This window comes from Paenibacillus sp. BK720 (assembly GCF_011761545.1).
Taxonomy (GTDB): Bacteria; Bacillota; Bacilli; order Paenibacillales; family Paenibacillaceae; genus Pristimantibacillus.
In genome coordinates this window covers 205,333-216,611 of record NZ_JAASRQ010000005.1, presented here as the reverse complement: position 1 = coordinate 216,611, position 11,279 = coordinate 205,333, and the positions used below count along the sequence as shown (strand labels likewise).

Below are 11,279 nucleotides of genomic sequence, written 5' to 3'. Positions count from 1 at the left end.
AGGCTTTTTCTTATATCGTCAGGCCCTCCGCCGTCGCGAGCTGAATGCCGTATCGCTTAACTAGCTCCATGATCGCCAAGTCCGTCATAGCTTCCGTACCCGGTATCGGGCTCGAGCAATCCGTTAGCAGACGAATGCTTTCGGTCAATGCCCGGTTCTCCGCGTGATGCTCCAAAATATGCTTCATCGTATCGAGCACGCAATGCGAAAGTGCCTGGCCGGCGATGTAAATGTGGTTATAATCCAAAAGGCTGTCCAGAAAAGCCCGGTTGGCATCGCTCGCCACGCCATCTTCCCGGTAGAACGCACCGTACATTTCGCTTAACGGATCCTGCCCTTTCTCCAAAATAACCGGCGTGCTTCTTCTGGCCACCGTATGGAAGTAGACAAGGTTCATGAATTGGCTCTCGAACTCCACGCCGTTTGTTCCTTCCAGGCAGTGGTAAGGCCAGATCCGGAGTTCTCTCTTCCCTCCCGCCTTAAGCTCGTGAAGATAGGCAAGGCTTCTTGCCGGCGAGAAGACCGGCGTCCAATCTCCATTCATGACCGACTCTACCGTAATCACCGTTTCGACGGGTGCGGGGTGCTTGCCGCTGCGGTCTATCCACCAGCATGGGTGAAAAATCTGCAGCGGCGTATGGACGTCTTTGGTCAATGCGATTTGTGTGATTTTATGCAAATTTCGATACATAAATTTCCCAAGCCGAATGGTATCCTGCACGGAACCGGGAACGCCCAAGTCACCGCCTTCGATGAAGCTGTTCTGCTGGTCGATGACCAGCAGCAGAATTTTCTCCTGATCCGCTTCCGCTGGCGGCAGCTGCTCCTTTGCCGCTTCCTCCAGCACAACATTCATTGTGGCGCTGCTTTTCCCGCCAATTTCGGCCGCCTGGAACAATCGATCAAACGGGGTAACAAGCTGATTATTCGTAGTCATCGCTAGCCATCTCCTCTTATTCCTTATTTCATGTTTTATGAAATAATATACTTAAAAAGAACAGGTATCCTGACAATACCTTTAGAAGTAGATCGACTCCAGAGGCTCTCCCTCTTTGAAACGGTACAAAATCGATGGGCGCTTGGAGTTCCTTGACGTGGTTTTGGGTTCGCCGTCGATTCGAACGACCTCAATAAACGGAAGGCGTTCGGCACGGTTCCGGAATGTCGAATACTTCGCTACCTTCGGGCTGTCCGTAACGGTTAAAAGCACGCTTTGCAGTTCGCTTAGCGTAAATTCCAGCGGCAGGAAGCTGCGCGCGACGGTCGAGAGCAGCATATCCTTGCGGATCATTTCGTAAGCGTCGGCAATCACTTCGCGATGGTCGAAGGCAAGCTCAAGCTCCTTAATCTCCTCGATCGTAAAGAGTGCCACCTCCTCCGCATCGTCGGCCGCCTTGCGCTTCTCGAGATAATCCTCCGGCACAATCGCGTAATGGGCATTGGAGATGATCCATCCCCGTTTATCCCGGCCCAGCTTGTCATAGACCCCGTAATGCCGGATATGAATGCCCTCTACGCCGGTCTCTTCGGATAATTCGCGTTTAGCCGCTTCGTAAGCAACCTCCTCGGGATCGATAAAACCTCCCGGCAGCGCCCACTTCCCGCCCTCGATATTCGGGCTTCCTTCACGGTCTTGCCGTGCCCGGCGGATCAGCATTAGCTTCATCGTCCGCTTCGGCGGCTTATTCGGCGCGATTGGCTCGCTAACGATCGTAAATACCGCAATATCGCTGGTATAGCCATCAGGTGTCCGGTACTTCTTCGGATCGTAATGGGCGAGAACTTCTTCTTCGGAGTTGTAACGGGCCATTCCAGTCACCTCAATAATATTTCATATTTCATGTTTTATTATTTATAGTGTCATATTAACATGATCCCGCGGAAGGAACAAGCGTTTTCCGGAAAATAATTCACCTAATTTTCCGATTGCTGCTGCGGTTGCTGTTGGCCTTGGGGCTGCTGCGTCTTCTGCTGCTTTTTCTTAATCGCAAGTATTAGGATGAGCATAATGATTGGCAGCACAAGGAAAAAGGTTAGATCAAACCAGGGATAATAATTAATCAGAATCTGATTGTACGTTGTAATATTAGGCGTACCGACTACCGTACCGACAAGCAGAATCATGCCTAGAGGAATGGTCAGCATCTTGCTTTCTTTAAGTCGAAACACTTGCGCAAGCCCCGTCGTCAGGGTGAAGAAATGGATCAGTGTTTTGTAAAAAACCGTAATCACCCATAAAAAGGCGATTACCGCTTCGATCCGTTCGAAAAAATGGCCAATCATGATTTTCTGGGCAAGCACAAAGGTCGGGTAATATTTGGTCTGCATCAGACTTGGTCCCAGCACAAGCACGCTAAGGAGTACAATCAGGAATAAGACCGTACCGCCCACTGCAAAGCCGGATAGAATTGGCCTCGTCAGCTTGCCGTTGCCCTGGACATAAGGAACGAGCATAAGCAGCCCGGCCATCTCGACAAACGCGGTGCAGTAAGCCGGGAGCGCCCCTTGCATGATCGGAAGGAATCCCTGAGCCATGATCGGGCGCACATTCGGCCATTCAATTTGAGGCATCAGCAAAACAACAAGAAGCGCAAACAGTCCCATCATAACCGGAAACAGTATTTCGCCCATTCTCGCGTAAGCCTCAATGCCATAGCGGTAAGCGATAATAATAACAGCCTCGAAAAATAAAATAATCGCGTTAACCGGCGTTTCCGGCATTAGCTGCAACGTCATGAATTGGCTCATTTCGCTAAGCAGCGTCAGGATGCACATAAACGACGAGAAAATAAAAAGAAGAAAGAAGAAGCCTCCGAACCATAAGCCCAATCTTTGCCGGATGGCTTCATACAGGCTTATCCTCTGCAGCCGGTTGGCAATAGCGGCGAAGATTATTCCCGTGACAATGCCGGCAAGCAAGGCGAGAAGCATGGACAGCCAGGCATCCTGTTTGGAGGAGGCGGCCGTAATCGTCGGCATGATCAGAATCGAATCGCCGACGGTTCCGATCATAATCAGAATCGTGAATTGTCTAACCGATATTTTCGCATTCGAGTATGTTGACATATCGCACTTCCTCCTCCCTTCCTACTAGAATGACTTTGCCGGCCCGATCCAGCCGAACATCCATTTGACCAGCATAAACGGATTAGGGAGCGTAATTTGCAGCATCAGAAGACTGTACAAAACCGTTCCCGCAAGCAGAAGGACAAGGAATAGAACAAGCTCACGGAATTGCCGGCGTCGGACAAGACCAGGTGCTTCCATCCAAATAGCGCCTGCCGCCAAAGCAAGAACGGCTAATACGGATGCCATTTTTGACCGCTCCCCTCTTTCTTATTTGATCGTGCTATTCTCTATAGTGCCGGTATCCCGGATAAACATCTTAATCTTGTACGTCACCTTGAGCTGCGGGAAATACTCCTCGCGCCACCGATCCTTTACCTGATTCCAGTAAGCGGGATGCTCCTTCTCCATCTCGGTGCCAAAGCCGAATATGTCCGATTTCAATTCCTTGGCCCGCTGCACAGCGGTTTCCACATTGCCTAGAATAACTTGTTTGGTCTGTGCCTCCAGCTTCTTGATGGTATCGGGATTGGATAAATCAACGTCCGTACACGTTCTTTCGACGATATTTCCTTCCGTTCGAATCGACACCTCGACTTCCGGGTTCCCGTTTATAACCTTGGTTTTGATTTTGGAGTTCGAGGAAGTCACTTCAACGCCTACATATCGCTGTTCCCCGCATGGTATAGCGATCGAAGTACTATCCAGATTATTCGTAATATCGGTATAGCCCCTGCTCTCCTTCTCGTTCAGCCAGCCAATCAGCCTGTCCCCCTTAAAAGCTGCAATGCCGGAATAACGGAACCGGCTTGGCGGCAAAAACTTTTCTACGTTTTGCTTCGTTTCCCCTACCTCCGTGCTTCCAATAACCCGTATGCCGGTTAAAGCAAGCTCGCTCCCTTGCGAAGAGAGCTTGTTTAACGCTTCGTCCAGCGTTACGGCAATGGTAGGCGCCCAGTTTTTTTCCGAGGTCTGCAGCGACTGCTGCATGCTGTAGCTGGGCAGCTTCTCAACCGGCGTATACAGCTTCAGAACATCCTCTGCCCTTGTTCCTTTTGCCACGATGATATTAAAATCCATCCTTACTTCATTATCGCGTGCGACATTGTCAATGATTTCGTTAATGCCTCTTCTTGCCGCTTCCTCTCCAATCACATAGATCTGCAAATGTCCCGCATAAACCTTACGCGGCGCCTCGGCCGTAACGGACCGGGCTGCTTCGAACAATGTCTTGCCTCTCCCCTGGAATAAGGTGCTGGGAGGACGGTCGCCTCTTTTTTGCTGATTGGAGATTTCGCTTGGGTTAACGACCTGAAACGATACGAGATAATGCCCGTCCTCCCAATCCACTCCTACGCCAAGCACGATGAGAAGCTCATTCAGCTCCCGTCTGCTCCAGCAGCCTGTCAGCATCAGAAGGCACAACATCGAAATGGCGAATTTGTAGAACATGATGCGGCCTCCCTAATTCTTGCGAATTCTGCTGGAACTGGTATCCATTGAAGTATCCGGCCTTTTGAACATAAACCATCTGGGCAAGCGGAATAAGGCATCCTGCATATCCGTTTTCATGTATGGCGACAACGGAGCCATAAACGGCTCTCCGAAGGAACGAAGCGCGCATAGATGAAGCATCAGGACAAAGAACCCCATAATGATGCCAAACAGGCCAAAGCTTGCCGCCACGCCCATAAAGGCGAAGCGGAGAATACGAACCGGTATCGACATGCTGTAGGCCGGCAGCGTAAACGTGGAGATCGCCGTAATGGATACCACGATAACCATCGCCGCTGACACAATTCCCGCTTCTACCGCCGCCTGCCCGATTACGAGGGTGCCAACTACGGATACCGCTTGCCCGATCGCGCGAGGCATCCGTATCCCCGCTTCGCGTAATATTTCGAACGTAATCTCCATGATAAGCGCCTCGAAAAAAGCCGGAAACGGTACGCCTTCCCTTTGCGCCGCAAGGGAGATCAGGAGCGACGCCGGGAGCATATCGCGGTGGAACGTCGTAATCGCTATGTAGAGCGACGGAAAAAGGAGCGATATAAAAACGCTCCCGAACCTCAAAATACGCAATAAGCTTGCGTAGAAAGAACGCTGGTAATAGTCCTCCGTTGATTGAAAAAAAGTAACCATCTGGGTTGGCGCGATCAGCACGTTAGGCGTCCCCTCTACAAGAATGGCCACTTTCCCTTCCAACAGCTGGCCTGCTACGTTATCCGGCAGCTCGGTATTAAATACGGTTGGAAAGAGCGACCATTTGCTATCCTCGATGAGCTCCTCAATATATCCGCTGTCCAAAATCCCGTCGATTTTGATTTGACCCAGCCGGTCGCGGACCATCTGGAGAACGGCAGGCTTCGCAAGCCCGTTAATGTACATAAGGGTCACATCGGTTTTGGTGAGATGGCCGATGGTAACCGTCTCCATCCATAGACGCGGATCCTTGATTTTCCGGCGGATAAGAGAAGTATTGGTTCGGAGCGTCTCGGTAAAGCTTTCACGCGGCCCCCGAATGGAAGTCTGGTTTGTGGATTCCGTTACGTCCCTGCCTTTCCATTCCCGAATGTCCGCACAATAAGCATACTGGTGCCCCCGCAGCAGAATAATCGCTACCCCGGACAGCAGGTTTTTGTAAAGAGAGCCTAGATCGGATACGGTACGGACCGGTCCCATGCCGTTCAAGAGCTTTTTCGCAAGCGCTCCGGCATCAAGCGTCATCATATCCTCCCCGTCATAGCGGGGCAAAGAATAGTCGAGCACGTCAAATATGTATTGATTAATGGCCATCGTGTTGGACAGTCCGTCGATATAGACGACCGCGGCGGCTGCCGTGTTAATCCCCTCATTGTGAATCTGCCGCATAATGAGATCATCGCTGCCGCCCATATCGCGCTTAAGCCGCGCTAAATTATTTTCAACCGAAGGATCGATCGGAATATTGGCGAACTCGGGCAGCATTTGGTTGTCATTGGAGCTCGAACGATTCGTTAGTTGCCGTTGCATAAGCGAGCTACCTCCAGGATGAATGTCTATCCTTCCATTATGACCATCCGCCAAGGGTGGTTAAACTTGGATGCGGGCAGAAAAAAAGAGCAGGAAAAGCAATCCGCTTTTCTTGCTCCAAATATTTTTGTACAGCCTCGTATTCGTCAATCTCCCAATATCCCTTCCACGGGTACGGCTTTGACGTATTGACCGGGCTTAGTCTCAACGGCAATGCCGGACTCTACGGGAACCCCTGTAATCTGATAGAGCGCGATTCCTTCCTTGTAATAGTTGGAGGATGCGTCGGGCTGATCTAACATTTCTTGAGTCAAATAATGTTTGATCTCTCCAAGCTTCCCGTCTACCGTCTCTACCCTCTCTTCCGAGCCGACATAAACATTGTTCCGGAAATTAATCATTCGGTCCGTCACCCAGCTGGCCGAGCTGTCTGTCGTCTCATTAGGGAGATTGCTGCCGGGAGCCTTCTCCTGCGGGGCTTCAGGCGATTTCCCAATCCCGGTTCCGCAACCTCCCAGCAAGAGAACAAAGGCCAGCATCAGAGCAATACCTAATTTCACTGGAAATTTCCTCCCTTATCCACTTATACCTACAACGCGATCAGGGAGCAAGATGTTGCTTATTCCGGCAAAATGAAAGCCCCAATGGTCGAGGACCATTGGGGCAGGCATGTCATGTTATTTTCTTTCCATTACGGCAAAATAATTGTCTTCTTCGTCCGCGAAGTTAAACACCCGGCCGAAAGGCAGCTCAACAAGCTCGCCTACCGTTACGTTCTTGTTCTTGAAGTCGCTGTACAGCTCATCCAGCCTGTCGGAGAAGAACATTAACGATGGGGTGCCCAGATTTACTCCGAGCGACATTTTGGCAACTACTTCTTTATCGTGCAAAATAATTGAGGTCTGAGCGCCTTCCGGAGCAAGCTCGATCCATTTTTGGCCCATGGCTTCTTCCTCAGCCACTACTTTAAAACCTGCTTTTTCCGTCCAAAACACCCGTGCTTTCTCCTGATCGTTCACGTACAGCATCACTTGTCCAAGCTGATTAATCATTGATTCTACACTCCTTAGAGTAGAGTAATTGCCAAGCCTTATATTACCACAAACGAGAGTCCGCCAATATGCCGCCAGGTCCTACAGCTGCAAGTAACTTTTCAGATCCAGCTCCATAGCGGCCTGTCTTGGGTCACGCGGCTGCTCCAAGCGGTCCTCAAGTCTGCGAAGCTCAATTCCGTATGCCCCTTGTCCCGTTGGAACCGGCATGCGCAGCGCCCACTGGAGTGCCTCTTCTTCCGTGTCGACCTCAATTAAGGTAAACCCTGCTATAAGTCCCCTGTCAATCGAAAAAGGTCCCGGCCAAACCTCCGCCTCGCCGCCTCCCGCCGGAAAATCGACTCTTAACCCGGCTGAGCTTGGCTGCAGCTCTTCATGGGCTATAAGCACGCCGGCTTGTTTCAGGTCATGGCGGTAAGACCGCATTTTTGCCGCGTAATCCCTGCTTGCACCAATTCCCGCTTCGGTAAAGCCGGACGCCTTCACCATCATTAAGTATCGCATGACGCCTGCCCTCCTTCCTGCCTGCACGCTGCCGCCCGCTTCAGCAGTAACGCCTGCTCCTTTTCATTGCGGGTCATGCCGACCGCGCGTTCAAACTCTTCCGCGGCTTCTTCGCAGCGGCCAAGCTTCTCGAGCAGATCGCCCCGAACGCTGGGCAGCAAATGGTAGCCCGAGAGCGCGGGTTCGGCGTAAAGCGCGTCTACAAGCTGCAGCCCGTAAGCCGGGCCAAAAGCCATCCCGATGGCAACAGCGCGGTTTAGCTCCACAATGGGAGACGGCATCTGTCTCGAGAGCGCTTCGTAAAGCGCGGCAATCCGAATCCAATTCGTCTCCTCCGGGGTACGCGCTGCCGCATGGCATGCGGAGATAGAAGCCTGCAGCGCATACGGACCTAACGTCCGGCCCAGCTTCTGCCCGCGTTCCAGGGCAGCAAGCCCGCGGCGGATGAGCAGCTGATCCCATAACGCCCGGTTCTGATCCATCAGCAGAATGGGCTCGCCTTGCGCATTCACGCGGGTCTTGAGCCTTGAGGATTGAAGCTCCATCAAGGCGGCCAGTCCATGAACCTCCGGTTCCCCCGGTGCAATAGCGGCCAGGATACGTCCCAGCCTAAGCGCCTCCTGACATAAAAGCGGACGCGTCCAATTCGGCCCGGAGGTAGCCGAGTACCCCTCGTTAAACATGAGGTAGATGACTTCAAGAACAGCGGATAGCCGCTCTTCAAGCTCTTTGCCGGCCGGCACCTCAAAGGGAACCTTCTCCGCGTTCAGCGTACGCTTCGCCCGTACAATCCGCTGGGCAACCGTGGACTCTTGGATAAGAAAGGAACGGGCAATCTCATCGGTTGTAAGACCGCACAACAAACGAAGTGTCAGCGCTACCCTTGCATCCTGCGACAATACCGGATGACAGGTCATAAAGATGAGCCGCAGCAGATCGTCTTCGATCTCGCCGTCGAGAGCACGGTCGACATCATCTTCGGTATAGAGCTCTATTTCCCGGGCTATTTCGACGTATTTCTGATCCTGCAGCTTGTTGCGCCGCAGAAGGTCAAGCGCCCTGCGCTTTGCCGTCGTCATGAGCCAGGCACCCGGCTTCTCCGGAATGCCCGTTTCGGGCCAGCGATCCAGCGCGATGACAAGCGCATCCTGGGCAATATCCTCGGCCAGCCCGACGTCGCGAACCATTCGCGTTACGCCTGCGATTATCTTAGGCGACTCCATTCGCCAAATCGTTTCGATGGTGCGATGCGTTTGGGAGACGCTCACGCGTTTCTAGTCTCCTCGATCTGCTTGCGAAGCGCTTCCTCTCTGGCGCGCGATTCCGGATCCTCCATCAGCTCATCGAATTCGAACACCTGCCGGAGCTCAATCTCGCCTTGGCCATATCCATGCGGATCCGGCATGCGCAGCGCCCACTCCAACGCTTCTTCTCTTGATTTCACTTCGATCAGCGTATAACCGGCGATCATTTCTTTTGCCTCCGTAAAAGGACCGTCGACTACCTTCGGCTTGCCCCCTGGCTCCGGATACGAAATCCGGACGGCGTTCGCGCTGGAGTGCAGACCGTCCGCAGCGAGCAAGACGCCTGCTTTCACAAGCTCCTCGTTGTACTTTTGCATGGCGTCAATCAGCTCCTGGCTTGGCAGAACGCCCGCTTCCGAATCCGTCGTTGCTTTTACGATCATCATAAATCTCATTGTGATTCCCTCCCGGTATTTGGTATTGTTTTTAATTTTTCTCTTGCTTTATTGCCATTCCCTGCTTGAAAACTAAACTGCAAAGAAAGAAGTGAGCTCGTGAGCGATTTTGTCCGTTTGCAGTTTTTTCGTATGTCCAAGCCCTTTCTTACTGATCAGCTTCGCGTTAGGCAATACCTCTGCCGTCTGCTTCGCGGCGTGACGCAAGGATACCGGACTTTCCGTACCTTCCAGCACGACGGTTGGAACAGCAACGCCTCTCCATTTGTCACTCGGCAGCGATTGGCCGTTCATGTAGCCTTTGAGCAAAGCCGCATCATAAGGAAGCGTGTGGGCTACCGCCATCAGCCTCGACCATACGCCGGGCATCATTCTCATCATCGGGATAACGAAGGAAGGGGCTCCCATGCCTTTGGTCATAAAATATTTGATCGCTTCCGCGCGTTGGTCAGTTGCAATCAGCTTGCCAACATGCTCGGTGAAATCGCTTGGCGGCTTCCGGTCTTCGGCTTTCACGATAAACGGAGGTTCATGCAGCGCCAGCCTTGTAATGTTGGACCCGCTTGCTGCCGCTTCGAGAGCAAGCACCGCGCCGGAGGATAATCCCCAGACATAAGCGGAACCGCCTGCCGCTTCAATAATGGCGTTCAGGTCCTCGATCTCCCGTTCGATCGCATAAGAGGATGCATCTCCGCTGTCGCCGCGGCCGCGCCGGTCATAGTTGTAGACGGTGTACCGGCTCGATAACGCATTCGCAAGCTCCACCTGCCCCGGGAACTTCCGGTAGCTAAACGCTCCCGCTACCAATACAAGCGCCGGGCCGCGCCCTGTTTTATCGTAAGCAATTTTGGTGCCGTCCTTCGAAATCGCTGTGTTCATGTACTTCTCTCCTAACCGTTGTTTTTTGTGCTTCTTACTATAACGACGAACGCCAGACGGGATAATCGACATCGGGTATAAAAAATTTCGAAAAAGTTTTTTGGAAGGGGACTTGATACAGGTAACGAATGGTTCTCATGAGGTGAATTGTGATGAGCGAATTAACTATACGGATGGGCTGCGAAGCGGACTTAGAGCTGCTTGCGGATTTGAATCAACAGCTCATCGAGGATGAACCTCATGATAATGCCATGACCGTGGGCGAGCTGATGGAGAGAATGCGGCATTTTATTGAGACGGCCTATAAAGCCTATCTGTTTGAGCGGGGCAGCGAAATTATCGGCTACGCTTTGGTTGACCACACACGGCAGCCTTTGTATATAAGACAGTTCTTTATCTGCCGGGACCAAAGGCGGAATGGTTATGGGAAAATAGCATTTGGGAAGCTGGCCGCCCTGTTGCAAACGGACCAGCTGGATATTGAGGTGATGTACTGGAACGAGGCTGCTTATGCGTTCTGGGGGTCACTTGGTTTCAGGGAAAGAAGCATCTATATGAGGCTGGAGCGGTAGCTCTTAGAAAGAGCCGTTCCCGCACATGCTCTTATTCCACTCGGCTAATTGCGGAAGCACCTCACGCTGTTCATTTGTTGCCCCCGCGCAGATCTGTCCGGATCTATAGCCTTCTCTAAGGACAAAAACAGCATCCACTGTAACAGCCGGACCATCCGACTGAAAAGTCAGCTTTGCGTGACCGCTGCATACGCAACCGTCGTCAAACTCGGCTTTAATCCCGCTGTATTTTACTAACCGCATGGGTTGAAGCTTCTGCAGACTCTCCCGGTCAAGCGGCTCCCCGAACCATTGGATTGTCTCATCATAATCCTGCCGCTCGATGGCTTTGAGAAAATGCTCGGTATTCCGCTCGGCCTTAAATTTTAGCAGCTCTACCTTCCCATAGTAGCCGACTAATAACACAATCCATGCCAGCAAAATGAATAGCACAATAAACGCGCCTACTCTTCCAATGATCTTCACCCGGGGTCACCGATCCTTCATCCGACAAGT

The 11,279-nt window shown here is 52.0% G+C and carries 14 protein-coding genes; 1 reads left to right on the top strand and 13 read right to left on the bottom strand.

From position 1 onward, the window contains the following. Positions 1 to 10 precede the first annotated feature (10 nt). The 12 genes from FHT67_RS19900 to FHT67_RS19845 form a co-directional block, all read right to left on the bottom strand. Entirely contained in the window at positions 11 to 937 is a 927-nt protein-coding gene (locus tag FHT67_RS19900) for a cysteine hydrolase family protein (RefSeq protein WP_167200958.1), read from the bottom strand. A gap of 81 nt (positions 938 to 1,018) precedes the next feature. Further along, positions 1,019 to 1,810, bottom strand: a complete 792-nt coding sequence (locus tag FHT67_RS19895; protein ID WP_132311743.1) for an NUDIX domain-containing protein — start codon at positions 1,808 to 1,810, stop codon at positions 1,019 to 1,021. Positions 1,811 to 1,914: 104 nt separating this feature from the next. Further along, entirely contained in the window at positions 1,915 to 3,066 is a 1,152-nt protein-coding gene (locus FHT67_RS19890; RefSeq protein WP_167200956.1) for a GerAB/ArcD/ProY family transporter, read from the bottom strand. A gap of 24 nt (positions 3,067 to 3,090) precedes the next feature. Continuing rightward, positions 3,091 to 3,315 carry a hypothetical protein gene (locus FHT67_RS19885; RefSeq protein ID WP_167200954.1) on the bottom strand — a complete coding sequence of 75 codons (225 nt, stop codon included), beginning with the start codon at positions 3,313 to 3,315 and terminating at the stop codon, positions 3,091 to 3,093. 21 nt (positions 3,316 to 3,336) lie between these two features. Continuing rightward, entirely contained in the window at positions 3,337 to 4,518 is a 1,182-nt protein-coding gene (locus FHT67_RS19880) for a Ger(x)C family spore germination protein (protein WP_167200952.1), read from the bottom strand. Between the two features lie 12 nt (positions 4,519 to 4,530). Further along, complete coding sequence (locus FHT67_RS19875; RefSeq protein ID WP_167200950.1) at positions 4,531 to 6,078, bottom strand: spore germination protein; 1,548 nt, start codon at positions 6,076 to 6,078, stop codon at positions 4,531 to 4,533. Positions 6,079 to 6,224: 146 nt separating this feature from the next. Further along, positions 6,225 to 6,638, bottom strand: coding sequence for a hypothetical protein (locus tag FHT67_RS19870; RefSeq protein ID WP_167200949.1), 414 nt, complete (start codon positions 6,636 to 6,638; stop codon positions 6,225 to 6,227). A 117-nt stretch (positions 6,639 to 6,755) separates the two neighbouring features. Next, a complete protein-coding gene (locus tag FHT67_RS19865; RefSeq protein ID WP_132311731.1) occupies positions 6,756 to 7,130 on the bottom strand; it encodes a VOC family protein in 375 nt (124 codons plus the stop codon). A gap of 81 nt (positions 7,131 to 7,211) precedes the next feature. After that, positions 7,212 to 7,634, bottom strand: a complete 423-nt coding sequence (locus tag FHT67_RS19860; protein WP_167200947.1) for a YciI family protein — start codon at positions 7,632 to 7,634, stop codon at positions 7,212 to 7,214. Next, on the bottom strand, positions 7,622 to 8,902 hold the full coding sequence (locus FHT67_RS19855; protein ID WP_167200945.1) for a sigma-70 family RNA polymerase sigma factor: 1,281 nt from the start codon (positions 8,900 to 8,902) through the stop codon (positions 7,622 to 7,624). Before FHT67_RS19855 ends, FHT67_RS19860 begins: the two co-directional genes overlap by 13 nt. Continuing rightward, positions 8,899 to 9,333, bottom strand: coding sequence for a YciI family protein (locus FHT67_RS19850; RefSeq protein WP_132311725.1), 435 nt, complete (start codon positions 9,331 to 9,333; stop codon positions 8,899 to 8,901). Before FHT67_RS19850 ends, FHT67_RS19855 begins: the two co-directional genes overlap by 4 nt. 72 nt (positions 9,334 to 9,405) lie before the next feature. After that, positions 9,406 to 10,212, bottom strand: coding sequence for an alpha/beta fold hydrolase (locus FHT67_RS19845; RefSeq protein ID WP_132311723.1), 807 nt, complete (start codon positions 10,210 to 10,212; stop codon positions 9,406 to 9,408). 152 nt (positions 10,213 to 10,364) lie between these two features. Between FHT67_RS19845 and FHT67_RS19840 the strand changes: the two genes are divergently transcribed. Next, the gene (locus tag FHT67_RS19840; RefSeq protein WP_132311721.1) at positions 10,365 to 10,784 is read left to right on the top strand and encodes a GNAT family N-acetyltransferase; all 420 of its coding nucleotides are present in this window, start codon (positions 10,365 to 10,367) and stop codon (positions 10,782 to 10,784) included. 3 nt (positions 10,785 to 10,787) lie between these two features. Here FHT67_RS19840 and FHT67_RS19835 read toward each other — a convergent pair whose 3' ends face one another. Then, positions 10,788 to 11,249, bottom strand: a complete 462-nt coding sequence (locus FHT67_RS19835) for a hypothetical protein (protein ID WP_132311719.1) — start codon at positions 11,247 to 11,249, stop codon at positions 10,788 to 10,790. Positions 11,250 to 11,279: the final 30 nt, after the last annotated feature.